Raw genomic sequence first — 25,528 nt, 5'->3', positions numbered from 1 at the left:
TTGTCTCCGAGCCGGAGACCTGCGAAGGGCTACACGTTGCGGCGGTACTGGCCGCCGACCTCGAAGAACGCCTCGGTGACTTGCTGCAGCGAGCAGACCCGCGCGGCGTCCATCAGCACCGCGAAGACGTTCTCGTGGTTGATCGCGGCCAGCTTGAGCCGCTCGATCGCCTCGGCGGCCTCGTCGCGATGCGTCTTGTGGAAGGTCTGGACGCGCTCGAGCTGCGACGACTTCTCGGCCTCGGTCGCCCGCGCCAGCTCGACGGTCGGCGGCTCGAGCTCGTCGGCATGCGGGTTGCGGAATGTGTTGACGCCGACGATCGGCAGCGAGCCGTCGTGCTTGCGCTGCTCGTAGAGCATCGACTCGTCCTGGATGCGGCCGCGCTGGTAGCCGGTCTCCATCGCGCCGAGCACGCCGCCGCGCTCGTTGATGCGGTCGAACTCCGCGAGCACGGCCTCCTCGAGCAGGTCGGTGAGCTCGTCGATGATGTAGGCACCCTGCGTCGGGTTCTCGTTCATCGCGAGGCCCCACTCGCGGTTGATGACGAGCTGGATGGCCAGCGCGCGGCGTACGGACTCCTCCGACGGGGTCGTGACGGCCTCGTCGTACGCGTTGGTGTGCAGGCTGTTGGCGTTGTCGTAGATCGCGATGAGCGCCTGCAGCGTCGTGCGGATGTCGTTGAAGCTCATCTCCTGCGCGTGCAGGGACCGGCCGGATGTCTGCACGTGGTACTTGAGCTTCTGCGAGCGCTCGTTGGCCCCGTACTTGTCGCGCATCGTGATGGCCCAGATGCGGCGGGCGACGCGGCCCAGCACGGAGTACTCGACGTCCATGCCGTTGGAGAAGAAGAACGACAGGTTGGGCGCGAAGTCGTCGATGTCCATGCCGCGCGCGAGGTAGGCCTCGACGTACGTGAAACCGTTGGCGAGCGTGAACGCCAGCTGGCTGATGGGGTTCGCCCCCGCCTCGGCGATGTGATAGCCCGAGATGCTGACGGAGTAGAAGTTGCGGACCTGGTTGGCGATGAACCACTCCTGGATGTCGGCCATCATCCGCAGGCTGAACTCGGTGGAGAACAGGCACGTGTTCTGCCCCTGGTCCTCCTTGAGGATGTCGGCCTGCACCGTGCCACGTACATTCTGCAGCGCGTACGACCGCAGCACGTCGTACTCCTCGGCGTCGGGCTCGCGGTCGTGCTCGGCGCGGAACTCCGCCACCTGCTGGTCGATCACTGTGTTGAGGAAGAACGCGAGAACGGTCGGCGCGGGGCCGTTGATGGTCATCGACACCGAGGTCGACGGCGCCACCAGGTCGAACCCGTCGTAGAGAGCCTTCATGTCGTCGAGCGTCGCGACCGAGACCCCGGACGTGCCGACCTTGCCGTAGATGTCGGGGCGCAGGTCGGGGTCGCGGCCGTAGAGGGTGACGGAGTCGAACGCGGTCGAGAGCCGGGTGGCCTCGCCGTCGGCCGACAGCAGCTTGAAGCGGCGGTTGGTGCGGAACGGGTCGCCCTCACCGGCGAACATACGGGCGGGGTCCTCGCCGTCACGCTTGAACGGGAACACGCCAGCGGTGAACGGGAAGTGGCCCGGCAGGTTCTCCTTGCGCCAGTACGTCACGAGGTCGCCGTGGTCGGTGTGGCGCGGCAGGCTCACGCGGCGGACCTTGGTGCCCGACAACGACTCGCGAGTCAGCGCGGTGTGGTTGTCGGTCTCGCGGATGCGGACGACGAGCTCGTCGCCGGAGTAGGTCTCGACGATCGCGGGCCAGCCGTCGATCTGCTCGGTGACCTCGTGGGGGAGCTGCTTGCGGGCGTCGTCGACCAGCTCGGCCAGCTCGTCCCTTGAGCCTGTCGAAAGGTCCTCCGCCGCCACGGCCTCGAGCCGCTGCAGCCGGCGCGCCTTGGCGACCAGGTCGTCGGTCGTCGCGTGATAGGCGCGTACGGCCTCGGTGATCTCGGCGAGGTAGCGCGTGCGCTCGGGCGGGACAACCTGGTCGATGCCGCTGGAGAACTTCACGTCGGCGGCGGGCAGGATGCCCTCGGAGACGGCGAGCCCTTCGGGCGCGAGGATCGACACGAGGTGCTGGAACAACGCGGTCACGCCGTCGTCGTTGAACGTCGCCGCGGAGGTGCCGAACACCGGCATGTCCTCGGGCTTGGAGCCGAACGCCTCGCGGTTGCGGACGAGCTGGCGGCCGACGTCACGCAGCGCGTCCTTGGCGCCACGACGCTCGAACTTGTTGATCGCGACGACGTCGGCGAAGTCGAGCATGTCGATCTTCTCGAGCTGCGAGGCGGCGCCGAACTCGGGCGTCATGACGTACATCGATTTGTCGACATATGGCACGATCGCGGCGTCGCCCTGGCCGATGCCGGGGGTCTCGACGATCACCAGGTCGTGGCCGGCGGCCTTGAGCAGGTCGACGACGATCGGCAGGCAGTCGGGCAGCTCGTGGCTGCCGCGGGTTGCGAGCGACCGGAAGTAGATGCGGTCGCCGTCGAGCGAGTTCATCCGGATGCGGTCGCCGAGCAGGGCGCCGCCACCGCGACGACGGGTCGGGTCGACGGCGATGACGCCGATGCGGAGCTTGTCCTGCTGGTCGAGGCGGAACCGGCGGACGAGCTCATCGGACAGCGACGACTTGCCGGATCCTCCCGTGCCGGTGATGCCGAGCACCGGGGTGCCCGACGAGGCCGAGGCCGAGCGGATCGAGTCGAGGAACGCGGGATCGAGCCGGTCGAGCTCGGCGCCGGTGACGGCGCGGGAGAGGGCACCCCGCTCGCCGGACAGGACGGCGTCGGCGGCCGACTGGCGATCGTCCCAGAGGTCGACGTCGCATGCCTCGATCATCGTGTTGATCATGCCGGTGAGGCCGAGCCGCTGCCCGTCCTCGGGGGAGAAGATCGTGACGCCGGCGTTGCGGAGTCGCGCGATCTCCTCAGGGACGATCACGCCGCCACCGCCGCCGTACACCTTGACGTGTCCGGCACCCCGCTCGCGGAGCGACTCGACGAGGTACTCGAAGTACTCGACATGGCCGCCCTGGTAGGAGCTGACCGCGACGCCCTGCACGTCCTCGTCGATCGCGGCGTCGACGACTTCCTGCACGGACCGGTTGTGGCCGAGGTGGATGACCTCAGCGCCCTGCGACTGCAGTATGCGACGCATGATGTTGATCGAGGCGTCGTGGCCGTCGAACAGCGCCGAGGCGGTCACGAATCGGACGGGATGGGCCGGGGTGTGGAAGTCCTGCGTGCTCATGCAACCTCGATCTCAGCGGTGCGGCGATATTCCTAGGTCTTAAAATAGTCGGGCATCCAACTAAATTCCACTCGGTGTGACGGAAGACCCCTACGATGGTGCCCATGTCCGGCGATCCCAAGCTCCCGTTCGACCCTATAGATCGCGCGTCCGAGCTGTGGACGAAGCACATCGGCGACGCCACCTCGATGCGGCTCGCCACCTCGATCATGCGGGTCCAGCAGCTGATCATCGCCGAGCTCGACGCGGCGCTCAAGCCGTACGGCATCACCTTCGCCCGCTACGAGGTCCTGGTGCTGTTGTCGTTCAGCTCGACGGGTCGCCTGCCGCTGAGCAAGATTGGCGCGCGGCTCATGGTGCACCCCACGTCGGTGACGAACGCGATGGACCGGCTCGAGGCGCAGGGCCTGGTGAAGCGGGTCGCCGACATCGAGGACCGCCGGCGGACGTTCGCCGAGCTGACACCTGAGGGCGAGTCGGTGCTGGCCAAGGCGACGAAGGAGATCATGTCGATCGACTTCGCGATCAAGGGTCTCGATGCCGAGCAGCAGGACACGACATACGGCCTGCTGAAGAACCTGCGATCCGCCGCAGGGGATTTTGCCTGAGGTCGAGCGAGCTCTGCGAGCGAGCGCCTCAGGCAGGTTGAGCGATCGCGGCGAAGCCGCCAGATGACGAAACCCGGTGAGCCGACGACGCAACGCAACCAAGCCCGCAAGGCCCGCAACCAAGCGCACGAAAAAGCCCCGCCTCCCACTGGGAGACGGGGCTTTCGCGTTTCAGATCAGATCGAGCCGGTGGCTTCGGTGTGCGAGCCGAGGATCGAGTCGGTCGTCGGGTAGGCGAGGCGGTAACGACGATGCGTGTTCGTCTTCGTCGAGTACGAACCCGTCCCGTTGTCGTTGAGCGAGATGGTCTTCCACGTGACCCAGTGGCCATCCTTGCGGTACTGCAACTTCATGGTGTTCATGGCGACGTACTTGCCGGTCGACGGCTTGAAGATCTTCCAGTTCTGCGCCTTGAACGTGATGTGCGAGCCGACGCGCGTGACCAGGAGGCCGTACGTGTTGGTCGACGTGGTGTAGCGACGGATGTTGAAGTAGTTGCTTTTCGTCGTGTCGCTCGTCGTCGGCGAACCGGAGTAGTAGAGGTTGCTCGGCCCGAGACGGGAGTGGCCCGACTGCACGGTCGACGGCAGCTGGATCCCGTACGGCGACATGTCGAAGAACCCTTGGTTCTTGCCTCCGACGTAAAGGCGGGTCCGGATCCGGTAAAGGCCCGAGCCTTCGTAGTTGATCTTCGGGTTGCCGTGGTAGACGTACGTTCCCGGCGTGTAGAGGACGACGTGCTTCTGGTCGAAGCTGATGATGTTGGCCTGGCCCGGGTTGGCGAGCGCGGTGACGCCGCCGGTTCGGGCGGAGGCTCCGAACGAGAAGCTGGGCGCGGAGGTGGCGCCGGTGGGCGACTTGACGGTCGCGGCCTTCTCGGTCTGGCTGGAGTCGGCGGTGGCCGGTCCGGCGCCGAGGCTGAGGGCGAGGGTGGCTGCGGTCAGCAGCGCACCTCCGCGGGTGAGAGTGGATGTACGCACAGGAGTCTCCCGAAGGGTGATGGTGATGGATTCGCGATCAGTCTTCCACGGGAGAAGCCGGTGGGAACAAGGTTTCGCAAATTCCTGTCAGGAAGTCTGGCGGCGCCATACGATCCAGCATGAGCAGTCGCCGACGAGAGCCGATCTTCTGGACTGCAGTGCTGGTCGGTCTGTGGCCAGCATGGCTCGCGGCCGTGAACATCACGTACGCGAGCGAAGGTTACGACCCAGCCAAAGACACATCAGACGACGGCGGCATCACGGTCCTGCTGGACGGCATTGGGGTGTTCGCCGGCGTGATGGTTGCGTACGTCGTTGTGGCCGCAATCGTTTACGTCGTGCTCAAGAGGCTAAGGATATTCAGTCCACCAGCATCGCGGCGTTGAGCGTCGCCTCCGGCACGCCGAATCCCTCGATCAGGGTCAGGGTGTGGGGGCGCAGCTTCTCGAGCAGTTCGTTGACGAGTGAGGTCACGGTCTTGGCGCGTGTGTCGGCGAGCCGGTTGTGCCCCATGAACCACGCGAGGTCCTCCTCGATCGAGGTCAGGGCGTAGAGCGAGCAGACGTCGCGCAGCAGGTCCTGGGCCTCTTCGCTGTCGCAGCGCGCGATGCCGGCGGTGAACGCCTCCAGCACGACGCGCTCGATGTGCACACGCCCGGCGCGGATGACGTGGTCCTGTGCGGCGTTGAACACCGCGAACGCCTCGGCCTTGTCGCCACTGTTGGCGCGGCGCAGCCGCCTGGCCGCGGTCTCGAGGACGTGCTCCTCGCGGTCCTCGAACAGGCTGAGCTGCGTGCCGCGATCGAGCAGGTCGTGGTCGTCGTCGGTGCGACCGGGACGGGCATCGATGAGCCGCTGGATGAGCTGGGATGCGGCGGTGCGCTCCTTGACGACGTCGGCGACCGTGCCGGCGGCAAAACGTACGAGGCCGACGGGGTCGAGGCCGCCGACCTCCTGGGCGTACGACGTGAGCAGCTCCTTGGCGACGAGCTGGAACAGCACGTGGTTGTCGCCCTCGAACGTCGTGAAGACGTCGGTGTCGCCCTTGAGCGTGGTGAGCCGGTTCTCGGCGAGGTAGCCGGCACCGCCGCAGGCCTCGCGGGCCTCCTGGATGGCCTTGGTGGCGTGCCAGGTCTGCGCGGCCTTGAGACCGGCGGCACGGCTCTCGAGCTCGCGCTGCTGGTGCGGCGGCGGGGGCTCGGCGGCGCTCTGCACCTTGTCCATGCGGGCGACGAGCTGGTTCTGCGCGAACCGATAGGCGTACGAACGGGCGATCAGCGGCAGCAGGCGACGCTGGTGCATGCGGTAGTCCATGAGCAGGATCTCGTTGCCCGGCTCGGGCCCGAACTGGCGGCGCTTGAGTGCGTAGCGGCCGGCGATGCTCAACGCGACCTCGGTCGCGGCGCTGGCCGAGCCGCCGACGCTGACCCGGCCGCGGATCAGCGTCCCGAGCATCGTGAAGAACCGGGCGTTGGTGCTCTCGATAGAGGACGAGTAGGTACCGCCCTCGTCGACCTGGCCGTACTTGTTGAGCAGGTTCTCGCGCGGGACGCGTACGTGGTCGAACACGATGCGGCCGTTGTCGACAGCGCCGAGCCCGCCCTTGTGCTTGTCGTCGGACGTGGTGATGCCCGGCAGGTCGTTGCCGTGGTCATCGCGCAGCGGCACGACGAAGCAGTGGACGCCGTGGTTCTCGCCCTTGGTGATGAGCTGGGCGAACACCGCCGCGACCTGGGCGTGCGCGGCGGCTCCGCCGATGTAGTCCTTGCGCGACGACGGCGTCGGCGAGTTGATCACGAACTCGTGCGTCGCCAGGTCGTACGTCGCGGTGGTCTCGAGGCTCTGGACGTCGCTGCCGTGACCGGTCTCGGTCATCGCGAAGCAGCCGAGGATGTCGAGGTTGATGAGTCCGGGGATGTACTTCTTGTGGTGCTTCTCGGTGCCGAGGTTCTCGATCGCGCCGCCGAACAGTCCCCACTGCACCCCGGCCTTGACCATGAGCGACAGGTCGAACTGGGCGAGCATCTCGATGCCGGTCACCGCCATGCCGGGATCGCCGGTCCCGCCGCTCTCCACGCGGAACCCCGCGGCGGGGATGCCCGTCGGGACCAGCTTCTTCATCTGCTCGAGGACTCGCGCGCGAGCCTCGTCGAGGGTCAGGTCGTGGTCGTACGCGAGGTCGAAGGTGGCCAGCTCCTTGCGGGACTGTTCCCTGACGTGGCGCCACTTGCCGTCGAGGGCGATCCGGACGTCGTCGCTGAGAGCCATGGATCACAAGGTACTCGCGTCGCCGCTGGTGGGCACGGGATGGAGTCGGCGCGGGTTGGTGGTGGGTCCGACCCGAACACATGGGAACTTTGTTGACGTACGGTCCAAACGTTTAAAGTTTTGGGTGGGTTTCTTTACATGTTCCGGATGGCGATTGCGCACTATCAGTTTGAGGCCATTCATCCATTCGAGGATGGCAATGGCAGAACTGGCCGCATCGTCAACATCCTCATGCTGGTGGAGGCAGGACTCCTGCACGAGCCGCTCCTGTACCTGTCGCGGTACATCATCGAGACGAAGAATGAGTACTACCGGCGTCTGCTCGAGATCACGAAGGATGCCGCCTGGGAAGCGTGGATCCTTTACATCCTGGAAGGGGTAAGACAGACAGCGATCTCGACAATTCGAAAGATCGAATCAATCCGGGATCTTCAAGCAAAGTTCCAGGAGGCTGCGCGATCCGCGGCGAAGTCCGGCGCGAACGCGGACTTCCTATCAGTGATGTTCGAGCAGCCGTACTGTCGAATCTCCCACGTGATGGCCCGCTGTCAGGTCTCGCGGCCGACGGCAGTCGCCTGGTTGGAAGCGATGGTCAAAGCTGGTTTGTTGCGCGACGTGAAGGTAGGGCGCGACCGCCTTTTCCTCAACCAGTCCTTCTTCGACATCTTGGTCCGCGACGAGCAGGTGCAACCCCTCTCGCTGCAGCAGGCCTTGTTCTGACGACGCCCTAGGCTGGGGCCATGTCCGGACCCGTCACCGTCTCCATCACGCGGAAGGTCGATCCGTCGCAGGAGGACCAGATGCTTGCGTGGCTGCGTGCCGGGTTCGAGCTGGCGGAGCGCTTCGACGGCTATCTGGGATCCGGCTGGGTGCGGCCGTCGCCCGGGTCCAGTGAGTGGCACATGCTCTACCGGTTCGCGTCGCAGGAGTCGCTGGAGGCGTGGGAGCTCTCCGCGCAACGCCGGTGGTGGCTCGACTCGGCCCAGGGCTTCGTCGCTGAGTCGGCACGGGAGCACCGGACCGGCATCGAGGGCTGGTTCGACGAGCCGTCGAGCGTCGACGTGCAGGACCTGCGTACGGTCACGCCTCCGCCGCCCAGGTGGAAGCAGATGTGCGCGATCTTCATCGTGTTCTTCCCCCTGAGCCTCGCCGCCAACTACGTCGCGAAGGACTTCGCGGCCGACTGGTGGCTGCCCGTCCGCGTGTTCGCGATCACCGCGGTGATGACACCGGTCATGACCTACTTGGCGCTCCCGTGGATCACCCGGCTCCTGCACCCGTGGCTCAACGCGGCGCGGACGCGATGACCGGCTCGCTGCTGGTCGCCGGCACGACGTCGGACGCCGGCAAGAGCATCGTCACGACCGGGCTGTGTCGGGCGTTCGCTCGACGGGGGCTCAAGGTGGCGCCCTACAAGGCGCAGAACATGTCCAACAACTCAATGGTCTGCGGCGATGGCGCGGAGATCGGCCGGGCGCAGTGGATCCAGGCGCTCGCGGCCGGAGTGGTGCCCGAGGCCGCCATGAACCCCGTGCTGCTCAAGCCGGGCGGTGATCGCAAGAGCCACGTCGTCGTGATGGGTCAGCCGGCCGGCGAGATCTCGTCGGCCGAGTTCATCGGCGGCCGTACGCACTTGGCCGCCGCGGCCCATGCGGCATACGACGACCTGGCGGCGCGGTTCGACTTCGTGGTGAGCGAGGGCGCAGGCAGCCCGGCCGAGATCAACCTGCGGGCCGGCGACTACGTCAACATGGGGCTCGCGCGGCACGCCGACATCCCCACGGTCGTCGTGGGTGACATCGACCGTGGGGGAGTCTTCGCCGCGATGTACGGCACGGTGGCCCTGCTCGAGCCGGCAGACCAGCGGCTGGTCGCCGGGTTCGTGGTCAACAAGTTCCGCGGCGACGAGACCCTGCTGCGGCCCGGGCTCGACCGCCTCGAGGCGTTGACCGGACGACGGGTGTTCGGCGTGCTGCCATGGAGCCCCGACGTGTGGCTGGACTCCGAGGACGCGCTCGACCTCGAGGGCCGTCGCTCCGCGGACCGCGACGGCGCAGTGCGGGTCGCGGTCGTCCGGATGCCCCGCATCAGCAACTTCACGGACGTCGACGCGCTGGGTCTCGAGCCGGGCGTCGACGTCGTGTTCGCCGGCAAGCCGCAGGACCTCAGTGGCGCTGATGTCATCGTGCTGCCCGGCACCCGCGCCACGATCTCCGACCTCGCGTGGCTTCGGTCGCGCGGCCTCGACCACGCGGTCCTGCGACATGCCAAGGCCGGGCTGCCGGTCATGGGCATCTGCGGTGGGTTCCAGATGCTCGGCCGTAGGGTCAGTGACCCCGACGGGGTCGAAGGCGAAGCCGGAGCGTCGGTCGAGGGACTCGGCCTGCTCGACGTCACGACGACGTTCCGCCGCGACAAGGTCCTGCGGCTGCCGACCGGTTCGGCGCTGGGCACCGAGGTGACGGGCTACGAGATCCACCACGGCCGCATCACGCAGGGGCACGACGAGGAGTTCCTCGGCGGTGCCCGGTCGGCGAACGTCTTCGGCACGATGTGGCACGGCAGCCTGGAGTCTGACGGCTTCCGCAAGGCGTTCCTGGCGCAAGCCGCACAGCTGAGCGGTCGGGCGTACGAAGCCTCGGACGTGAGCTTCGCCGCGAGCCGTGAGCGGCGGCTCGACCTGCTGGGAGACCTGGTTGAGCGCCACCTCGTCGTCGACGCGCTGCTCACCATCGCCGAGCGCGGTGCGCCTGACGTGCCTCTCCTGCCCCCGGGAGCGGCGACGTGACGGTCCTGGTGCTCGGCGGTACGGCCGAGGCGCGCGAGCTCGCGGTGCTGCTGCAAGACGCCGGGGTGCGCTTCGTCTCCTCGCTCGCTGGCCGCGTCGCCCGTCCGCGCCTGCCAGTCGGCGCGGTGCAGATCGGCGGGTTCGGCGGCGTGTCCGGTCTGCGGTCGTACCTGATGGAGATGCGGATCTCGGCGGTCGTCGACGCGACGCATCCGTTCGCCGAGGGCATGAGCGCCAATGCCGTCGCCGCCTGCCACACCGACGGCGTGCCGCTGCTGAGGCTCGAGCGGCCGGGCTGGTCCGAGGCGCCCGGCGCCGATCGCTGGCACTGGGTCGATGACCACGACGAGGCCGCGGGCCTGACCGCGACACTCGGCGACCGGCCGTTCCTCACGGTGGGCCGTCAGTCGCTCGGCCGCTTCGTCGACGCCTTGGCAGGCAAGCCGGCGCTGGTCCGGGTCGTCGACCAGCCTGACTTCACGCTGCCCGAGCCATGGACGCTGCAGCTGAGCCGCGGACCGTACGAGCTGGAGGGCGAACGCGAGCTCATGGCTGACGTCGACGTGCTCGTGACGAAGGACTCCGGTGGGTCCCACACGTGGGCCAAGATGCAGGTCGCCAACGAGCGGGGCATCGAGGTCGTGATCGTCCGTCGCTCGGCGGTGCCGGCCGAGGTCGAGCTGGTCGGCGATCCCGCCGCGGCCGCCGCATGGGTCACATCCCGCCGGTGATCCGGATCGTCGTTGCAGTGACATAGGCGGCCTCGGGCCGGAACAGCCAGGCGACCGCGCCGGCGATGTCGCCGGGTTCGCCGGCCCGGCCGAGCGGAACCCGTGGGGCCACCCGATCGGGTCGTCCCGGGTCCCCGGCGTCGGCGTGGATGTCGGTGCGGATCGTGCCCGGCGCCACGCCCACGACGCGGATACCGAGGGCGGCCACCTCCTTGCCGAGCCCGACGGTCAGTGCATCGACGCCGGCCTTCGCGGCGGCATAGTGCACGTACTCGCCGGGTGAGCCCAGCGTCGCGGCACCGGACGAGATGTTGACGATCGTGCCGCCACGTCCGGTCATGACCTGGACTGCCCGGCGGGCGCACAGCACCGCCGCGGTGAGGTTCAGGTCGATGACAGAGCGAATGATCTCGGGCTCGGTGTCCGCCAGCGGACCCACGTGCAGCGTCGCCCCCGCGTTGTTCACGAGCCCGGTCAGCGGTCCGTGTTGTTCCGCTGCGGCGAACAGGGCGTCGAGTCCCTCGGCCGTCGTGACGTCGGCGCGTACGACGTGGACCGGCTCGAGCTCGTCCGCGAGAGCCTCGGCGCTGGCGTCGTCACGTACGTACGAGGCGACGACCTTGTGGCCGTCCGCGACGAGTGCGCGGGTGATCGCGGCGCCGATGCCGCGCGTGCCACCCGTGACGATCGTGGTCATCGTCGCCGCCCCAGGGCCACGACGACGCTGACCGCGAGGGCGCCGAGGCCGACGGCATCCGCGAGGCGCACGGACCGGTCGATGTCACGCGGCAGCGCGCCGGGGCCGTTGCCGAGGGTCGGCCGGTGCTCGACGCGTTCGCCATAGACGTTCGTGCCCCCGAGCTGCACGCCGAGCGCACCGGCGAAGGCCGCCTCGACCGGGCCGGCGTTGGGGCTGGGGTGTCGATGGGCGTCGCGCGTCCACGTGCGGAGGGCGGTGGCGCCATCGCCGCCGACGATCGGAGCGAGGGCGGCCGCGAGCAGGGCCGACAGTCGCGCCGGCACGAGGTTGAGCACGTCGTCGAGCCGCGCGGAGGCCCAGCCGAAGTTGCGGTAACGGGCGCTGCGGTGACCAACCATCGCGTCGAGGGTGTTGGCCGCCCGGTATGCCGCGACGCCGGCGACACCGCCGAACGCGCCGGCCAGGAGGGGAGCGACGACGGCATCCGAGGTGTTCTCGGCGACGGACTCGACGACGGCCCGCGCGATCTCCTGCTCGTCGAGCTCCGACGGGTCGCGGCCGACGAGGTGCGTCAGCTGCTCGCGAGCAGCAGGGAGATTGTCGGCGTCGAGCCACGCTCGAACGTACGAGGCCTCCCGCGAGAGTGATCGGCCGCCGAGCGCCGCCCACGTCGTGGTGGCGACGAGAAGCGTACGCATGAGGGGTCGTCGAGCCGTCATCCGTTCGGCCAGCAGCCCGGCGGCGCCGACCCCGCTGACCAGCACCGACGTGTACGCGAGACCCATCGTGCGGTCGTCGCGATAGACCTGACGCTCGACATCGCGCGCCATGAGCCCGAAGCCGGCGACGGGGTGGAACCGGGCCGGATCGCCCAACAGGCGGTCGGCCGCGAACCCCAGCGCCAGGCCTGCAGCACGTGCGCGCATTCGGGCTCCTCAGGGGACTGTCGTGGTCGGTAAGGTGAGATCGACAGTAGCGAGGTGCGATGAAGGTCCTGATCACGGGCGGTGTGCGCTCCGGCAAGTCGTTCCATGCCGAGTCGTTGCTGCTGGCCGAGCCGACGGTCACGTATGTCGCCCCGGGCCCGCCTGCCGATCCGGTCTCGGATCCCGAGTGGGCCGCGCGGGTGGCCCGGCACCAGAGCCGGCGGCCGTCCTACTGGAAGACCGTCGAGACCACCGACCTCGGCGATGCGGTCCGCTCGGCCGATGGCGCTGTGCTGATCGACTGCCTCGGTACGTGGGTCACGTCGATCATCGACGAGCTCGACGGCTGGGACGCCGTGCTCGAGGACTGGGAGCCCGTGCTGTTCGAGCGGCTCGACGACGCCCTGGCCGCGATCGGCGAGCACGAGGGCACGGTCGTGGCGGTGACCAACGAGGTCGGCATGAGCGTCGTCCCGGAGCACCGGTCGGGCCGGGTGTTCCGCGACATCCTCGGCACGGTCAACCAGCGCGTCGCCGAGGAGTGCGAGGACGTCATGCTCGTCGTCGCGGGTCGCGTCCTGCGCCTCTGAGGTCCGCCGTCAGAGGTTCTTGGCGAAGCAGAGCGAGATGTCGCTGTCGGCGTAGTGGCCGAAGTTGGGGATCGGCTCGTAGCCGGCCGAGATGTAGAGGCCGATGGCCTCGGGCTGCTGGTCGCCGGTCTCCAGCAGCAGCCGGGTCCAGCCCAGTGACCGGGCGTGCTCCTCGAGGCCGGTCAGGACGAGCCGCGAGAGGCCACGGCCGCGGTGCTCCGCGGGCACGAACATCCGCTTGATCTCGCCGCTCGTGCGGTCGATCGCTCGCAGACCGCCGCACGCCACGGCGACGTTGCCGTCCCGCAGCAGGAAGAACGCCGTGATGTCATCGGCAGTCGGCGCCGGCCCCGGCTCGCTGTCGGGCGTGCCGTAGCGCTCCTCGATGTCGATGCGCTGGGCGGCTCGCAGCGCCTCGGCGTCGGGGTCCGACCAGTCGCAGGGGATGAGCTCCACGACAGGAATTCTTCAGGAGGCGGCGAGGAGCATCGCGGCCAGGGTGACCTCGATCGCCGCACCGAAGACATCACCGGTCACGCCGCCGAATCGGCGGACGCACCGGTACGTCAACGCGGCCCCGACCAGCAGGCCCGCACCGGCAACGACCAGGCCGCGCCACCACGGCTCGCCGGCCCAGTCGATGACGTCGACGCAGACCACCGCCACGACGAGCCAGGTCAGCACGCTCATGACGCGGCCGACCGTGCCGGCGTACGTGACCGCGAGGCCGTCGGACCGTGCGGCCGGCACCCCTCGAGCGCAGCACAGCGCGAGGATCGCCCGCGAGCAGCAGACGAGCACGCCGGCGACGACGGGCCCGCGAGGAGCGGACAGCACCGCCGACAGCGAGGCCGCCTGGATGCCGAGCACCACGACGAGGGCGGCGGCACCGGCGGGTCCGGCCGTGCCGCCCTTCATCACCGCAAGGGATCGCTCGCGGTCGTACGACGCGGTGAGTCCGTCGGCGACATCCGACAGGCCGTCGAGGTGCAGCGCCCGGCTGCCAAGTGCCAAAGCACCGACCGCGACAAGCGCGACCGCCAACGGTGCCAGCTCCAGCTCGCGGCCGCCCCAGCAAACCAGCCCCACCAGGAGCCCGAGCGGCAGCACCGCGAACGGCGCGAGCAGCATCGCCCGCCCAGCAACCTCCCGGTCGACCGCCGTCGGGTGCTTCCACCGCAGCGCGGTGAGGGTGCCGACGGCGAGTCGCCAGGAGTCGTTCACTGCGTCCGGTTCACATCAGGTCGGCGAGCAACGCCACGTCGGAGAGCAGCAGGGCCGCCGAGCGTACGAGCGGCACCGCGGCCACGGCGCCGCTGCCCTCGCCGAGCCGCATGCCGATGTCGAGGATCGGCTCGAGGCCGAGCTTGTCGAGCGCCAGCGACTGCGCAGGCTCGGTCGACCGGTGGCCGGCCGCGAACCATGCGGCTGCACCCGGGGCCAGCCGGTCAGCCATGACAGCCGAGGCGACCGAGATGACACCGTCGAGCAGGACGGGTACGCCTGCGCGGGCTGCGGCGGCCATGAATCCTGCGGCAGCGGCAAGATCGGCGCTGCCCAGCGCCGTGAGGGTGTCGACCGGATCGTTCGTACGCTCACCCGCGCGGTCGAGCGCCTGCTGGACGACCGCCATCTTGTGCACCAGAGCGGGCTCGTCGATGCCGGTGCCGCGGCCGGTGACCTCGGTCGCCGGCAGACCGAGCGACGCGGCAATCAGGGCGGCGGCCGGAGTCGTGTTGCCGATGCCCATGTCGCCGCTGATCAGCAGCTGAGCGCCTGCGGCAATCTCCTCAGCTGCGACAGCCTCGCCGGCGGCGATCGCCTGCAGTGTCTCGTCGGTCGTGAGGGCGTCCTCGAGATGGATCGCGCCGCTGCCGCGGCGGACCTTGAAGGCCGTGACCTCGGGGGCAACGCCCTCCAGGTCGTCATCGACACCCAGATCGAGCACGCGCACGGTCACGCCGTGCTGGGCGGCGAGCACCGAGACGCCGGCCTTGCCCATGAGGAACGTGCGAACCATCGCCGGGGTGATGGCCTTGGGGAACGCCGAGACGCCATGGTCGGAGACTCCGTGGTCGCCGGCGAAGATCACCGCGCGAATGCGGTCGACCGGCGCCGGGGGCACAGTGCCCTGCGTGGCGGCGACCCACACAGCGAGGTCGCCGAGCCGACCGAGCGCGCCCGGAGGCGTCGCGAGACCCGCAAGGCGCTCCGCGGCGGCAGCAGTGACGTCGGCCGACGGCGCGGCGACCGGCTCGTACCGGTTCACAGGCTCGCCGCCAGGTCGCGGCGGGCCTGCGTGGCGGACTCCTCGGCGTACAGCTTGCCGATCAGGCCGGTCAGAACGATGCCGATGACGCCCCACAGGGTCGCGAGGGTCAGGAGCGAGCCACGGCGGAAGTACCAGAGCGTGTCGGCGGGGAAGTCGCCGATCTCGTTGACGGTCGGCATCAGCGCCGCCGCCAGGATCACGACGGCGAGGTAGGCCCCGGCGCTGACCAGCACCGCCGTGTAGGTGCCGAACCGTTCGTGGAGCTTGCGGAACAGCAGCACCGCGGCGATCATCGCGAGCACCGAGATCGCGAGCATCACGAAGTACTGCGTCGTGCGGGAGCCGATCGTGTCGGCGTTGCCGACGGCCGGCGGGGTGGCGGGGTACTTGATGAACGGCACGAGCGCCACCGAGACGAAGCCGAGGGCGGCGACGAGTGCCGTCGACTGGCTCGGGCGGAGCCGGCCGATCCGGCCCAGGGCGAAGGCGGAGGCCAGGGCGACGATGCCGCCGAGCGCGATGCCGGTCGAGCCGGTGGCGGTGAGGAGGCCCCAGGTCGACTGGTTCTGGCGGGACACCTCGGTGCCGCCCTCTTCGTGGTGGGAGTGCTCGGCGGCGGCGCCGTCGTCATGGTGGTGGCCACCGCCGGACTCGGCCGACTCGACCTTGATGGCGGCGTCGACCGAGGGCTCGCCGGCGATGTAGGCCACGGCGAAGGTCAGGAGGCCGGCGATGAGGCCGGCGAGGAGTCCTCGTACGAGGAAGTTGCGGGGGGTCATGTCAATCCGTTCGGGTATGCCGAGAAAGCCGGACCGCGTGTGCGGGTCCGGCTGGGTCGGGGCAGGTCAGTGGCAGGGGAATCCGAGCAGGTGGCGTCCATCGTGGACCCACTCGTGGATGGCCGTGCCGGCCGGGATCGACACCGCGCCCTGGTCAGCGCTGATGAAGAAGAGGATGAAGGCCCCGATGAGGCCGAAGAACAGCGCCCACGGGGCGAGCTCGCGAAGGGGGATCGACGGGATCTCGATCTCGGGTGTGGCGGTGGTGACCTGTGACATGAATTCTCCTGACGGGATGATTGCGTCCCATGAATGGATGAACGTCCGAGGCCTTGGGTCTGGCTTCACCCGCAGATGTGGGTGTCACAGTAGCGCTACTGCGCCGGACTCTCACCGGCTTCCTCGACCTCGGTGAAGTCATCCTAGGGCATCGTGATGGCGACCTGTCGAGTGTCGGGATCGACCTGGGTGATCGAGCCGTTGGCCGGGAGCTCGGGCCGCTGGCCGCTCAGCATTCCGACCGCCAGACCGATGGTGTCGCCGTGGCTGACCGCGACGGTCTGGCCGGGCAGGTCCTGCTCCAGGAGCTGCTGCACGCGGACCAGCACCGAGGCGTAGTCCTCGTCGAGACCCTTCTCCAGGAGCAGCGGCTCCTCGACCACCTCGAGTCCGAGCCGGGCGGCGATGATGTCGGCGGTCTCGCGCGCACGGACAGCCGGGGAGCTGAGGATGCGTACGACGTCACGGTCCGCGAGGAGCTCCGCTGACCGGGCGGCCTGCTCGCGGCCCAGCTCGGTCAACGGGGGGCTGAGCTCGTGGCCCTGCATGCGGTCGATGACGTTCCAGGTCGACTGCCCGTGCCGCACCCAGAGGATCACGCCAGGCCCTCGATGTCGGCGACGGCACCGATGACCGCGACAGCGGGGGCGCTGAGATCGCCGGCCGCCTCGTCGATCGTCGCCAGCGTCGCGCGTACGACCCGTTGGCTCGGCATCGTGCCGTCGGCGATCACGGCTGCCGGGGTGTGTGGGTCGAGGCCGCCGTCCACCAGCGCCGTGCAGATCGCGCTGAGTGTGCGTACGCCCATCAGCACCACGATCGTCGTGCCGGAGGTGGCGAGCGCCGCGTAGTCGAGCGTCGACTCGGGGTGGCCCGGCGGGACGTGGCCGGAGATCACGGTGAAGCCCTGCGTCAGGCCGCGGTGCGTGACCGGTATGCCCGCGAGTGCCGGGGCGGCGATCGCCGAGCTGACGCCCGGCACGACCCGCGCCTCGATGCCGGCGTGCAGGCAGGCGAGGAGCTCCTCGCTGCCGCGGCCGAAGACGAAGTTGTCGCCGCCCTTGAACCTGACGACGTTCTTGCCGGACTTGGCGTGCTCGACGAGGAGCTGGTTGATCTCGTCCTGGCTCGTCGACCGGCCGCCGGGGATCTTGGCGACGTCGATGATCTCCGCGTCGGGGCGGGCCCAGGCCAGGGCGGCCAGGGGCGCGAGCCGGTCGGTGACGATGACGTCGGCGTGCTCGATCGCCTCGCGACCGGCGACCGTCACGAGGCCTGGATCGCCCGGGCCGCCGCCGACCAACGTCACGGTGCCGCGGTCGAGGATGCGGTCGGGCGCCGTGCGGTCGGCGTGCGCGGTGAGGACGATGCCGGCCTGCTGGATGTCGGCCATCTCGGCTTCGCGCGCGTGCCAGGTGATGAGTCCACGGTCGGCGAGGTCCTCGATCGACGCCGTGGCCGTCGGGGCAATGACGGTGACGACGGCGCCGGCGCTCAGCAGGGTCGCGACCTGGCCGGCGGCCCGCGCGTCGCCGCCGATCACGAGGGCGGGGGTTCCAGGGGTCAGGTCCATGGCCCCTCGATCCGCAACGTCGAGAGCAGCTTGCGCGTCGTGTCGGGCTTGCGCACGGCGATGCGCACCCAGGTGTCGTCGAGACCGGGGAACGTGTCGGCGCGGCGTACGGCGTAGCCCGCGGTGCGGAGCCGGTCGTGGGCGCCGGTGCCGACCTTGGCGAGGACGTAGGGCGCAGCGGCTGGCACGTGGTGGATGCCGAGCTCGGTCAGGCCGTCGGTGAGGACGCGGCGGTGCTGGCCGATCCGGGTCGTACGCTTCGCGGCCTCGGCGAGCGCCTCGGGTGTCGCCGTCGCGATCATCGCGGCGATCGCTGCGGTCGACACCGACCACGGGGCCTGGTGGAGCTTGAGCTCGGCGAGCAGCTGCGGCGACCCCAGGACGTACCCGGCCCTGATGCCGGGGATCGACCAGAGCTTGGTGAGGCTGCGCACGACCAGGAGGCCGGGATCGGCGATTGCGGCGAGGGAGTGGCGTTCGTCGGGCACCGAGTCCATGAACGCCTCGTCGACCACGACGACGCGACCGGGCCGCACGAGTCGGCGCAGGGACTGGTCGGGGTGCAGGACGCTGGTCGGGTTCGTGGGGTTGCCGATCATCACGAGGTCGGCGTCGTCGGGGACCTGCGACGGGTCGAGGACGAACCCGTTCGCGGGGTCGGTGATGACGTGCTCGGGGTGGTGGCCGGCAGCGGCGAGGGCGACGTCCGGCTCGGTGAACTGCGGGTGCACGACGACGGGTCGGCGCCAGGCCCGTGCCCTGGCGATGAGTCCGAAGGCCTCGGCGGCGCCGGCGGTCGGCAGCACCTCGTCGATGCGGCGACCGTGGCGCTGGGCGATGGCGTGCTGGGCCGCCGTTGCGTCGGGGTAGGCCCCGATGTCGCCGAGGCTCTCGCGCAGCGCTGCCTCGAGCCACTCCGGTCGTACGTCGTCATGGATGTTGACCGCGAAGTCGATGAGCCCCGGTGCCAGCTCCCGGTCGCCATGCCAACGCAACCCCTCGGTCCTTGAGCTTGTCGAAAGGACGTCAGGCGTTTCGACAAGCTCAACGGGCGAGGGGCGAGTCCCGACCGATGGCACGTACGCGTGGACCGCGTCGGCGAAGCGCTGGGCCATCTTCGGGTGGCCGGCCCAGTGGGTGTGCAGGTAGGAGGCGTGCAGCGTGGATGAGCCGAAGCCGTGCGGCTGACCGTCGACGAGCCAGGCAGGACCGGTGGCTTCGACAGGCTCGACCAACCCGGTTCGGTGGAACTCGTGCCCGGTGACGCGGGTGCCCGCGACACCGGTCAGCTGGTCGGCCGGGACGATCGCGGTGCGATACGAGAGCGTGAGCCGTGGCGTCATGACCGCTTCGGCGTCGAGCGCGCCCACCATGGGCATGCCGTCGACGGATCGGCAGAGGTAGAGCAGGCCGGCGCACTCGGCGTACGTCGGCATGCCGGAGTCCACGGCCGCACGGAGCGCGTCACGCAGCGGTGCGTTGGCGGAGAGCCCAGCGGCATGCACCTCGGGGAAGCCGCCGCCGAGGTAGAGCCCGGCGGTGCCTTCGGGCAGCGCCTCGTCGGTGAGCGGGTCGAACGTCACGACGTCGCACCCGGCAGCGCGCAGCAGCTCCTCGGTCTCGGCGTAGCGGAACGTGAACGCCCGCCCGCCGGCCATGGCAACGATCGGTCGTCCGGCACCCGGGACGCTCATCTCTTGAGCCGCATCCCACGGCTCGGCCTCGAGGCCCGGCGCGGAGCGTGCCAGCGCCAGGAGCTGTTCGAGGTCGATCTTCTCGGCGATCTGCGCGGCCAGCCGGTCGAGGGCGTGAGCCGCGTCGTCGCGCTCGGCAGCCGGTACGAGGCCGAGGTGCCGCGACGGGGCGACGATGCCGTCGTCGCGCTGCAGCACGCCGAGCACCGGCAACCCGGTCGACTCGAGCGCGCTGACGACCTCGCCGGCATGCCGCGGGGAGCCGGCCTTGTTGAGGATCACGCCGACGATGCGCACCGACGGGTCGAAGGCGACCATGCCCTGCACCAGCGCGGCGATCGAGCGTGACGCGTGCGAGATGTCGACGACCAGCACCACGGGCGTACGCGTGACCGTGGCGACGTGAGCGGTCGACGCGAATCCCTCGCCGCCGATCTGTCCGTCGTACAGGCCCATGACGCCCTCGATGATCGCGAGGTCGGCGCCACGTGCGCCGTGCAGGAGCAGCGGGACGAGGCGCTCCTCACCGACGAGGTGCGGGTCGAGGTTGCGGCCTGGCTTGCCGGTCGCGAGCGCGTGATAGCCGGGGTCGATGTAGTCCGGGCCGACCTTGTGGCCCGACACCTCATGGCCGGCGCGCGACAGCGCTGCCATCAGCCCCGTGGCGACCGTGGTCTTGCCGTGGCCGGACGCCGGCGCCGCGATGACGAGCCGGGGAAGGCTCACCATTCGATGCCCCGCTGACCCTTCTGGCCGTTGTCGAACGGGTGCTTGACGTGCTTCATCTCGGTGACGAGGTCGGCGATCTCGACGAGCCTGGGGTCGGCATTGCGGCCGGTGATGACGACGTACTGCCGACCCGGCCGGTTGGCGAGCGTCTCGACGACGTCGTCGACGTCGACCCAGCCCCACTTCATGGGATAGGTGAACTCGTCGAGCACGTAGAGGTCGTGCGTCTCGGCAGCGATGCGGCGCTTGACCTCGGCCCAGCCCTCGGCGGCATCGGCGGCGTGGTCCTCGTCGGAGCCCTCCTTGCGCGACCACGACCAGCCCGAGCCCATCTTGTGCCACTCGACGGGACCGCCCTCACCGGTCTCGGCATGCAGCTCACCGAGACGTTCGAGCACGGTCTGCTCGCCGATGCGCCACTTGGCGGACTTCACGAACTGGAAGACGCCGACGTTCCAGCCCTGGTTCCACGAGCGGATCGCGAGGCCGAACGCGGCGGTCGACTTGCCCTTGCCGTCGCCCGTGTGGACCATCAGCAGCGGTCGGTTGCGGCGCTGCCTGGTGGTGAGGCCGTCGTCGGGGACGGTGACCGGCTGACCCTTGGGCATCAGGCGGCTCCCGTCTCGTGGAGGCCGGAGCGCACGACGTCGGTGAGCGCGGAGGCGCTGATCTCGCCGAGCGGGACGTACTCGGCCATCAGGTGGTCGGCGAGCTGTGAGGCCAGGCCCATGCGGAACTTCCCCGTCTCGCAGTCGATCACGAGGCTCGCGAGGCCGGTGGCGCCGAGGTGCTTGGCGACCTGGTGCGCCCGGGCGAGGGCGTTGTCGCCGTACGTCGCGCGGCCGTCGGTGATGACGACCAGCAGGGGTCGGCGTCGCGGGTCGCGTACGCGCTCGAGTCGCACAACGTCGGCGGTCTTGAGCAGCGCCTCGGCCAGCGGCGTACGTCCTCCGGCGGGCAGCTCGGCGAGGCGGGTCGCGGCGATGTCGATCGAGCCGGTCGGCGGCAGCGCGAGCTCAGCACCGTCCTGGCGGAATGTGATGAGCCCGACCTTGTCGCGGCGCTGGTAGGCGTCCATCAGCAGCGACAGGATCGCGGTCTTGACCTGCTCCATCCGCTTGCGCGCGGCCATCGAACCTGAGGCGTCGACGCAGAACAGGATCAGGTTGGACTCGTGCCCCTCCTTGACCGCGAGGCGCAGGTCGTCGGCGCGGAACTGCAGGCTGCCGACCCGCCCGCGGGCGTGCTGGTGCGGAGCAGCAGCGCGGATCGTCTCCATGAGGTGGATCGAGCCGCCCTGGCCCGTACGCCGTTGGGCGCCGATGCGCCGACCGGTCTCGGTGATCGCGCGCGAGCGCTTGCCGGACTCGCCGGCTCCCGTGCCGCCGACCGTGAACAGCCGGGGCCGATACGGCTGCTGCGGAGCGGCGACGGTGACCTCGGACGTACCGCCCGCCTGCTGCTCGGCCTGTTGTTCCGGCTGGGATTCCCGCTGGGAGTGACGTTCGGGTCGCGACTCGCCGTCAGAAGCGGACGAAACGTCACTCTCAGCGGCGTCCTGCTCCGAGGGTGAGTCGAACTCGTTGGTCGGGGACTCCTGGGTCTCTGCGTCGTCGGTGTTGTCCCCTTCGGGTTCCGGCTCCGGTTCGTCGTCGCCGAGGATCTGGTCGAGCAGGTCCTCGTCGATGCCGGGAGCGTCGAACGGGTTGCGCCGGCGGCGGTGCGGCAGCGCGAGGCGGGCCGCAGCGCGGATGTCCTCGCGAAGCACGCTCGTACGTCCGTTCCACGCGGCGTGGGCAGCGGCGGCGCGGGCGGTGACGATGTCGGCGCGCATGCCGTCGACCTCGAACGCGGCGCACACCTCGGCGATCTTGAGCAGCGCCCAGTCGCTGAGGTCGACCTGGTCGACGAGCTTCTGCGCGGCCTGGATGCGATCGGTGAGCGTCGCCTCGTCCTCCGCATACGTCGCGGCGAACGCGTCGGGATCCGTCTCGTACGCGAGCCGGCGGCGTACGACCTCGACCCGCGTCGCGGGATCACGCGGTGCCGCGACCTCGACCGTGAGGCCGAACCGGTCGAGCAGCTGGGGGCGGAGCTCGCCCTCCTCGGGGTTCATCGTGCCGACCAGGACGAACCGGGCTGCGTGCTCGACCGAGACGCCGTCGCGTTCGACCGTCGACCGTCCCATGGCGGCGGCGTCGAGCAGCAGGTCGACGAGGTGGTCGTGCAACAGGTTGACCTCGTCGACGTAGAGGATGCCGCGGTGCGCACGGGCCAGCAGGCCGGGCTCGTACTCGGTGACGCCGTCGGACAGCGCCTTCTCGAGGTGCAGCGAACCCAGGACGCGATCCTCGGTGGCGCCCACCGGCAGCTCCACCAGGCGTACGGGACGGGTCTCGACGTCGACATCTCTTGCGAACGGGCCGTCGGGCGACAGCGGGTTGGACTCGCGGGGGTCGGTCGAGAACCGGTCGCCGGCGATCACGTCGATCGGCGGCAGCACCGACGCGAGGGCGCGCACCATGGTCGACTTGGCGGTGCCCTTCTCGCCGCGCACGAGCACGCCGCCGATCGCGGGCGAGATCGTCGAGAGGGTCAGGGCGAGCGCCATGTCGTCGGAACCGACGACGGCGCTGAACGGATAGTGCTGTGGCATATGGGGCTCCCGCTCGATCTGCCATCGATGACGGGCGCGGTTGCGTCCGCCAGTCAGCCTCGAGGCCGGTCTTCGGACTTCCCAGGCCAGGCCTGGGTCACCGCAGCGGGCCCTGTGCCGGATTCTCACCGGCTTCCCGATTCTCCCCGTGAGGGGCACCTCGAGACTGTGATCGCAAGACTAACGGTTGTCGTCGTACGCCAGTAGGTCGCCGGGTTGGCAGTGGTCACCGGACAGATATCGTCAGCCGCATGAGCACACAGGTCACGGTCGTCGGGATCGGCGCGGACGGCTGGACCGGGTTGAGCGCGCGAGCGCGCGAGCTGGTCGAGGCCGCGGATGTCGTGCTGGGTGGCGAGCGCCACCTGGCGATGCTCCCTTCGACAGGCTCAGTGAACGAGGCCGACCAGACGAGGGAGCCGTGGCCGTCGCCACTGCGCGAGGGTCTGCCGGCGCTGCTGGAGCAGCACGCAGGCAAGAAGGTCGTGGCCCTGGCGTCGGGCGATCCGCTCGTCTCCGGCATCGCGACGACGCTGGTCGACCTGCTGGGCAAGAACGCGGTCGAGGTCGTGCCTGCGCTGTCGTCCGTCGCTCTCGCTCGTGCGCGTATGCGCTGGTCGGCCGAGTCGACCGAGGTCGTCACCCTCGTGGGCCGCGACCCGCACCTCGTCGCGCGCTCCCTCGCCCCGGGCCTGAGGCTCCTCGTCCTGTCGTCGGACGGGTCCACGCCCGCCGAGGTGGCCGGGCTGCTCACGACGGCCGGCTACGGCGCCAGCCCGATGACGGTGCTGGCCGACCTCGGCTCGGAAGCGGAGTCGCGTACCGACGGAGTCGCCGCCTCGTGGGGTGACCGCGAAGCGCCCGCTCTCAACGTCGTCGCGGTCGAGCTCGTCAGCTCCGGCGCGACGGTGCTGGGCTTCACCGCGGGGCTGCCCGAGGGCGCGTTCGATCACGACGGGCAGATCACGAAGCGCGACGTACGCGCCTCAGCCCTCGCCCGTCTCGCGCCGCTGCCGGGCCAGCTGCTCTGGGACGTGGGAGCCGGTGCCGGATCCGTGGCGATCGAGTGGATGCGAGCCCACCCCACCTGCCGGGCGGTCGCGATCGAGGCGCGCGAGGACCGCGCCGCGCGCATCTCGCGCAACGCCGACGCACTCGGCGTACCTGCTCTCGACGTCCGCACCGGCCACGCCCCCGAGGCGCTGGCCGACCTCGAGGCGCCGCACGCGATCTTCATCGGCGGCGGCGCGACCGAGCCGGGCGTGCTCGACGCGTGCTGGACCGCGCTGTGCCCCGGCGGCCGCCTCGTGGTGCACGGGGTGACGCTCGAGACCGAGGCGGTGCTGGCGGTTCGCTACGCGGAGCTCGGCGGCGAGCTGACTCGTCTGCACGTGGAGCACGCTGCGCCGATCGGCACGTTCACCGGCTGGACCCCGGCGCGCGCCATCACGCAGTGGGCCGTGACGAAGTCCGAGGTGCCGGCATGACGGTGCACTTCGTGGGCGCCGGCCCGGGTGCGGCCGACCTCCTGACCCTGCGCGCAGTGACGCTGCTCAAGGCCGCCGACGTGTGCGTCTACGCCGGCACCTACATCGACCACGCCGTGCTCGACCATTGCCCCGTCGGTGCACAGCTGGTCGACACCCAGGACCTCGACCTCGACCAGATCACCGCACGCATCGTCGACGCCCATGCGGCCGGGCTCGAGGTCGTACGCCTGTGCTCCGGCGATCCGTCGGTCTACTCCGCCCTCCACGAGCAGGCCAAGCGGCTCGACGCGCACGGCGTGCCCTGGGACGTGACACCGGGCGTGCCGGCGTATGCCGCAGCGGCAGCGTTGCTGGGGGCCGAGCTCACCGTGCCCGAGGTCGTGCAGTCGGTCGTGCTGACCCGCACCCAGGCCAGGTCGACCGCGATGCCTTCGGGCGAGGCGCTGGCCGGGTTCGCCGCGACGGGCTCGACGCTCGTCCTGCACCTCGCGATCACCCGCACGCGTACGCTCGCCGCCGAGCTCGCCGAGTCCTACGGCGCCGACTGCCCGGTCGCCGTCGTGGCCAATGCGAGCCAGCCGAGCCAGGTCGTGCTGCGCGGCACGCTCGGCGACATCGCCGACCAGGTCGAGGCTGCGGGGCTGCGACAGGCGGCGGTCATTCTCGTCGGCAAGGCGCTGGCCGAGGACGTGCGCGGAGGAGAGTCCTACCTCTACGACCCGGCGCGCGACCGCTCGGCCAAGCGGCGCTGAGTCAGCTCACCGCGTAGAAGCGGTCGCAGGGGTCGACCACGACGCCGAGCGTTGTGCCGACCTCGAGATCGTCGCTGCCGTCACGGGTGTGGAGTGCCTCGAACGGCTCGACGCCCGGCGCGCTGATCGACAGGTTGAGCTCGATCCGGGTGCGGTCCTCGTATGTCGTGTGGGTCACCGAGAGGACTTCAGCGGTCCCTGCGACCCCCGCGACGTCGAGCCGGCGCATGCCTCGTGCGGTGCGGCGTATGTCCGACCCCATCGCGTACCCGAGCGGGACCAGGATCAGCGAGAGCACCACGGCGATCAGGATGACGGCCCAGAGATCCGCGTCGAGAAGGATGCCGAGCGCGAGGAATCCCGGCCCGCTCAGCACCATGACGACGCACAGGGCGTACATCGACACCCGCCACGCGCGTCCCACCGGAGTCACTTCAGTCACGAAGACAT

At 69.9% G+C, this 25,528-nt stretch carries 25 protein-coding genes and 1 riboswitch; of the genes, 9 read left to right on the top strand and 16 right to left on the bottom strand.

The features are described 5' to 3' along the window. Nucleotides 1–29: 29 nt before the first annotated feature. Nucleotides 30–3,263, bottom strand: coding sequence for a fused isobutyryl-CoA mutase/GTPase IcmF (gene icmF, locus BOSE46_RS18805; RefSeq protein WP_159541684.1), 3,234 nt, complete (start codon nucleotides 3,261–3,263; stop codon nucleotides 30–32). A 104-nt stretch (nucleotides 3,264–3,367) separates the two neighbouring features. On the opposite strand from icmF, the gene BOSE46_RS18800 reads away from it, so the two are divergent. Beyond that, a complete protein-coding gene (locus tag BOSE46_RS18800; RefSeq protein ID WP_159541683.1) occupies nucleotides 3,368–3,871 on the top strand; it encodes a MarR family winged helix-turn-helix transcriptional regulator in 504 nt (167 codons plus the stop codon). 176 nt (nucleotides 3,872–4,047) lie between these two features. Here BOSE46_RS18800 and BOSE46_RS18795 read toward each other — a convergent pair whose 3' ends face one another. Next, nucleotides 4,048–4,851: a hypothetical protein gene (locus tag BOSE46_RS18795; RefSeq protein ID WP_159541682.1), complete on the bottom strand. Its 804-nt coding sequence runs from the start codon at nucleotides 4,849–4,851 to the stop codon at nucleotides 4,048–4,050. Nucleotides 4,852–4,970: 119 nt separating this feature from the next. Here BOSE46_RS18795 and BOSE46_RS18790 point away from each other — a divergent pair, with 119 nt between their 5' ends. Then, nucleotides 4,971–5,237, top strand: coding sequence for a hypothetical protein (locus BOSE46_RS18790; RefSeq protein WP_159541681.1), 267 nt, complete (start codon nucleotides 4,971–4,973; stop codon nucleotides 5,235–5,237). Here BOSE46_RS18790 and BOSE46_RS18785 read toward each other — a convergent pair. Next, entirely contained in the window at nucleotides 5,212–7,119 is a 1,908-nt protein-coding gene (locus tag BOSE46_RS18785) for an acyl-CoA dehydrogenase (RefSeq protein ID WP_159541680.1), read from the bottom strand. The two genes, BOSE46_RS18790 and BOSE46_RS18785, sit on opposite strands and share 26 nt — an antisense overlap. Before the next feature lie 138 nt (nucleotides 7,120–7,257). On the opposite strand from BOSE46_RS18785, the gene BOSE46_RS18780 reads away from it, so the two are divergent. Genes BOSE46_RS18780 through BOSE46_RS18765 form a run of 4 tightly spaced genes read left to right on the top strand, consistent with a single transcriptional unit; the run spans nucleotide 7,258 to nucleotide 10,638 of the window. Then, on the top strand, nucleotides 7,258–7,839 hold the full coding sequence (locus BOSE46_RS18780; protein WP_159541679.1) for a Fic family protein: 582 nt from the start codon (nucleotides 7,258–7,260) through the stop codon (nucleotides 7,837–7,839). 20 nt (nucleotides 7,840–7,859) lie between these two features. Then, nucleotides 7,860–8,426: an antibiotic biosynthesis monooxygenase gene (locus BOSE46_RS18775; RefSeq protein WP_159541678.1), complete on the top strand. Its 567-nt coding sequence runs from the start codon at nucleotides 7,860–7,862 to the stop codon at nucleotides 8,424–8,426. Then, nucleotides 8,423–9,907: a cobyric acid synthase gene (locus BOSE46_RS18770; protein WP_201299754.1), complete on the top strand. Its 1,485-nt coding sequence runs from the start codon at nucleotides 8,423–8,425 to the stop codon at nucleotides 9,905–9,907. Before BOSE46_RS18775 ends, BOSE46_RS18770 begins: the two co-directional genes overlap by 4 nt. Further along, nucleotides 9,904–10,638 (top strand): cobalt-precorrin-6A reductase, encoded by a 735-nt coding sequence (locus tag BOSE46_RS18765; RefSeq protein ID WP_159541677.1) that lies wholly within the window; start codon nucleotides 9,904–9,906, stop codon nucleotides 10,636–10,638. The genes BOSE46_RS18770 and BOSE46_RS18765 overlap by 4 nt, the downstream gene beginning before the upstream one ends. Here BOSE46_RS18765 and BOSE46_RS18760 read toward each other — a convergent pair. Further along, nucleotides 10,622–11,335 carry an SDR family NAD(P)-dependent oxidoreductase gene (locus BOSE46_RS18760; protein WP_159541676.1) on the bottom strand — a complete coding sequence of 238 codons (714 nt, stop codon included), beginning with the start codon at nucleotides 11,333–11,335 and terminating at the stop codon, nucleotides 10,622–10,624. The two genes, BOSE46_RS18765 and BOSE46_RS18760, sit on opposite strands and share 17 nt — an antisense overlap. Next, nucleotides 11,332–12,264 (bottom strand): cobalamin biosynthesis protein, encoded by a 933-nt coding sequence (locus BOSE46_RS18755; RefSeq protein ID WP_159541675.1) that lies wholly within the window; start codon nucleotides 12,262–12,264, stop codon nucleotides 11,332–11,334. The genes BOSE46_RS18760 and BOSE46_RS18755 overlap by 4 nt, the downstream gene beginning before the upstream one ends. A 59-nt stretch (nucleotides 12,265–12,323) precedes the next feature. On the opposite strand from BOSE46_RS18755, the gene cobU reads away from it, so the two are divergent. After that, nucleotides 12,324–12,854, top strand: a complete 531-nt coding sequence (gene cobU / locus BOSE46_RS18750; RefSeq protein ID WP_159541674.1) for a bifunctional adenosylcobinamide kinase/adenosylcobinamide-phosphate guanylyltransferase — start codon at nucleotides 12,324–12,326, stop codon at nucleotides 12,852–12,854. Between the two features lie 9 nt (nucleotides 12,855–12,863). Here cobU and BOSE46_RS18745 read toward each other — a convergent pair whose 3' ends face one another. The 10 genes from BOSE46_RS18745 to BOSE46_RS18700 form a co-directional block, all read right to left on the bottom strand. Next, complete coding sequence (locus BOSE46_RS18745; protein ID WP_159541673.1) at nucleotides 12,864–13,310, bottom strand: GNAT family N-acetyltransferase; 447 nt, start codon at nucleotides 13,308–13,310, stop codon at nucleotides 12,864–12,866. A gap of 12 nt (nucleotides 13,311–13,322) precedes the next feature. After that, complete coding sequence (locus BOSE46_RS18740) at nucleotides 13,323–14,078, bottom strand: adenosylcobinamide-GDP ribazoletransferase (protein WP_159541672.1); 756 nt, start codon at nucleotides 14,076–14,078, stop codon at nucleotides 13,323–13,325. A gap of 10 nt (nucleotides 14,079–14,088) precedes the next feature. Further along, nucleotides 14,089–15,123, bottom strand: a complete 1,035-nt coding sequence (gene cobT / locus BOSE46_RS18735) for a nicotinate-nucleotide--dimethylbenzimidazole phosphoribosyltransferase (RefSeq protein WP_159541671.1) — start codon at nucleotides 15,121–15,123, stop codon at nucleotides 14,089–14,091. Beyond that, a complete protein-coding gene (locus BOSE46_RS18730) occupies nucleotides 15,120–15,905 on the bottom strand; it encodes a CbtA family protein (protein WP_159541670.1) in 786 nt (261 codons plus the stop codon). The genes cobT and BOSE46_RS18730 overlap by 4 nt, the downstream gene beginning before the upstream one ends. Before the next feature lie 66 nt (nucleotides 15,906–15,971). Next, entirely contained in the window at nucleotides 15,972–16,184 is a 213-nt protein-coding gene (locus BOSE46_RS18725; RefSeq protein ID WP_056210964.1) for a CbtB domain-containing protein, read from the bottom strand. A gap of 143 nt (nucleotides 16,185–16,327) precedes the next feature. Next, nucleotides 16,328–16,783: a histidine phosphatase family protein gene (locus BOSE46_RS18720; protein WP_159541669.1), complete on the bottom strand. Its 456-nt coding sequence runs from the start codon at nucleotides 16,781–16,783 to the stop codon at nucleotides 16,328–16,330. Beyond that, nucleotides 16,780–17,757 (bottom strand): uroporphyrinogen-III C-methyltransferase, encoded by a 978-nt coding sequence (gene cobA, locus BOSE46_RS18715; RefSeq protein ID WP_159541668.1) that lies wholly within the window; start codon nucleotides 17,755–17,757, stop codon nucleotides 16,780–16,782. Before cobA ends, BOSE46_RS18720 begins: the two co-directional genes overlap by 4 nt. Continuing rightward, nucleotides 17,748–20,180, bottom strand: a complete 2,433-nt coding sequence (locus BOSE46_RS18710) for a cobyrinate a,c-diamide synthase (protein WP_201299674.1) — start codon at nucleotides 20,178–20,180, stop codon at nucleotides 17,748–17,750. Before BOSE46_RS18710 ends, cobA begins: the two co-directional genes overlap by 10 nt. Then, entirely contained in the window at nucleotides 20,174–20,788 is a 615-nt protein-coding gene (gene cobO / locus BOSE46_RS18705; protein WP_159541667.1) for a cob(I)yrinic acid a,c-diamide adenosyltransferase, read from the bottom strand. Before cobO ends, BOSE46_RS18710 begins: the two co-directional genes overlap by 7 nt. Beyond that, nucleotides 20,788–22,836 (bottom strand): putative cobaltochelatase, encoded by a 2,049-nt coding sequence (locus BOSE46_RS18700; RefSeq protein WP_159541666.1) that lies wholly within the window; start codon nucleotides 22,834–22,836, stop codon nucleotides 20,788–20,790. The genes cobO and BOSE46_RS18700 overlap by 1 nt, the downstream gene beginning before the upstream one ends. Nucleotides 22,837–22,881: 45 nt before the next feature. Then, a riboswitch (cobalamin riboswitch) is annotated at nucleotides 22,882–23,014 on the bottom strand. 73 nt (nucleotides 23,015–23,087) lie between these two features. On the opposite strand from BOSE46_RS18700, the gene cbiE reads away from it, so the two are divergent. Both cbiE and cobM read left to right on the top strand, forming a co-directional pair. Beyond that, a complete protein-coding gene (gene cbiE, locus BOSE46_RS18695) occupies nucleotides 23,088–24,323 on the top strand; it encodes a precorrin-6y C5,15-methyltransferase (decarboxylating) subunit CbiE (protein ID WP_159541665.1) in 1,236 nt (411 codons plus the stop codon). Further along, on the top strand, nucleotides 24,320–25,078 hold the full coding sequence (gene cobM, locus BOSE46_RS18690; protein WP_159541664.1) for a precorrin-4 C(11)-methyltransferase: 759 nt from the start codon (nucleotides 24,320–24,322) through the stop codon (nucleotides 25,076–25,078). Before cbiE ends, cobM begins: the two co-directional genes overlap by 4 nt. 1 nt (nucleotide 25,079) lies before the next feature. Here the strand turns inward: cobM and BOSE46_RS18685 are convergent, their stop codons facing one another. After that, complete coding sequence (locus BOSE46_RS18685) at nucleotides 25,080–25,520, bottom strand: hypothetical protein (RefSeq protein ID WP_159541663.1); 441 nt, start codon at nucleotides 25,518–25,520, stop codon at nucleotides 25,080–25,082. Between the last annotated feature and the right edge of the window lie 8 nt (nucleotides 25,521–25,528).

Source organism: Aeromicrobium sp. 9AM (assembly GCF_902506105.1).
In the GTDB taxonomy this organism is placed as follows: Bacteria; Actinomycetota; Actinomycetes; order Propionibacteriales; family Nocardioidaceae; genus Aeromicrobium.
This window is presented reverse-complemented; position numbering and strand designations above follow the sequence as displayed.

Excerpts from the sequence above, each read along its gene's own strand:
- icmF (WP_159541684.1), bottom strand. The coding sequence starts at position 3,263 with ATGAGCACGCAGGACTTCCACACCCCGGCCCATCCCGTCCGATTCGTG.
- BOSE46_RS18800 (WP_159541683.1), top strand. The coding sequence starts at position 3,368 with ATGTCCGGCGATCCCAAGCTCCCGTTCGACCCTATAGATCGCGCGTCC.
- BOSE46_RS18790 (WP_159541681.1), top strand. The coding sequence starts at position 4,971 with ATGAGCAGTCGCCGACGAGAGCCGATCTTCTGGACTGCAGTGCTGGTC.
- BOSE46_RS18785 (WP_159541680.1), bottom strand. The coding sequence starts at position 7,119 with ATGGCTCTCAGCGACGACGTCCGGATCGCCCTCGACGGCAAGTGGCGC.
- BOSE46_RS18780 (WP_159541679.1), top strand. The coding sequence starts at position 7,258 with ATGTTCCGGATGGCGATTGCGCACTATCAGTTTGAGGCCATTCATCCA.
- BOSE46_RS18775 (WP_159541678.1), top strand. The coding sequence starts at position 7,860 with ATGTCCGGACCCGTCACCGTCTCCATCACGCGGAAGGTCGATCCGTCG.
- BOSE46_RS18770 (WP_201299754.1), top strand. The coding sequence starts at position 8,423 with ATGACCGGCTCGCTGCTGGTCGCCGGCACGACGTCGGACGCCGGCAAG.
- BOSE46_RS18760 (WP_159541676.1), bottom strand. The coding sequence starts at position 11,335 with ATGACCACGATCGTCACGGGTGGCACGCGCGGCATCGGCGCCGCGATC.
- BOSE46_RS18755 (WP_159541675.1), bottom strand. The coding sequence starts at position 12,264 with ATGCGCGCACGTGCTGCAGGCCTGGCGCTGGGGTTCGCGGCCGACCGC.
- cobU (WP_159541674.1), top strand. The coding sequence starts at position 12,324 with ATGAAGGTCCTGATCACGGGCGGTGTGCGCTCCGGCAAGTCGTTCCAT.
- BOSE46_RS18730 (WP_159541670.1), bottom strand. The coding sequence starts at position 15,905 with ATGACCCCCCGCAACTTCCTCGTACGAGGACTCCTCGCCGGCCTCATC.
- BOSE46_RS18725 (WP_056210964.1), bottom strand. The coding sequence starts at position 16,184 with ATGTCACAGGTCACCACCGCCACACCCGAGATCGAGATCCCGTCGATC.
- cobA (WP_159541668.1), bottom strand. The coding sequence starts at position 17,757 with ATGGACCTGACCCCTGGAACCCCCGCCCTCGTGATCGGCGGCGACGCG.
- BOSE46_RS18710 (WP_201299674.1), bottom strand. The coding sequence starts at position 20,180 with ATGGTGAGCCTTCCCCGGCTCGTCATCGCGGCGCCGGCGTCCGGCCAC.
- cobO (WP_159541667.1), bottom strand. The coding sequence starts at position 20,788 with ATGCCCAAGGGTCAGCCGGTCACCGTCCCCGACGACGGCCTCACCACC.
- BOSE46_RS18700 (WP_159541666.1), bottom strand. The coding sequence starts at position 22,836 with ATGCCACAGCACTATCCGTTCAGCGCCGTCGTCGGTTCCGACGACATG.
- cbiE (WP_159541665.1), top strand. The coding sequence starts at position 23,088 with ATGAGCACACAGGTCACGGTCGTCGGGATCGGCGCGGACGGCTGGACC.
- cobM (WP_159541664.1), top strand. The coding sequence starts at position 24,320 with ATGACGGTGCACTTCGTGGGCGCCGGCCCGGGTGCGGCCGACCTCCTG.